Origin of the sequence: Desulfofundulus thermobenzoicus (genome assembly GCF_009428905.1) — a bacterium.
In the GTDB taxonomy this organism is placed as follows: Bacteria; Bacillota; Desulfotomaculia; order Desulfotomaculales; family Desulfovirgulaceae; genus Desulfofundulus_A; species Desulfofundulus_A thermobenzoicus.
On the sequence record NZ_WHYR01000176.1, the window covers coordinates 1 to 466 of the forward strand.

Annotated in this window: 1 protein-coding gene; it reads right to left on the minus strand. The window is 40.3% G+C overall.

All coding sequences use genetic code 11. The annotated features are described in order from the left end of the window. Nucleotides 1-466, minus strand: a 466-nt coding sequence (locus GFC01_RS18090) for an EpsG family protein (protein ID WP_194175038.1), incomplete at both ends; no start/stop codon positions are given.

Genomic DNA, 466 nt, shown 5'->3' on the forward strand with positions numbered 1-466 from the left:
GAATATAGCAAACAGCAATCCCTACATACATAAACACATTAGACCGCTGATCAAAAATGCGTGTGAAATATGGCAGTAAAATGAGCTGATACAAGCCAAAATAAATATGAAATCTTGCATAAATGACATCCTTCGTTGCAAGGATGCCAAACAAGAAACCAAGCAAACAAAAATTCACAATGTAATCACTCTCAGGCGTCAGCTCACGAAGTCGTTTTCGATAAAAAAAAGCAAGCAGAAGCGGCAAAATCAAGACACCGATTTTTGTCACATTCATTCCATTCGTATTCGTTGTGAGCCACTCCTCGTAATGACCATATGAACTGCCTTGCAGCATCACGACAAACACCGAGACAAAACGGTCATAAAGAGCGGTTAAGCCTAAGAACACCAGGCATAAGACCAGCATCATCCAAGACCAAGCCTTTGTTCTCACAATAAAATACACAGGAATCATGATGAGAGC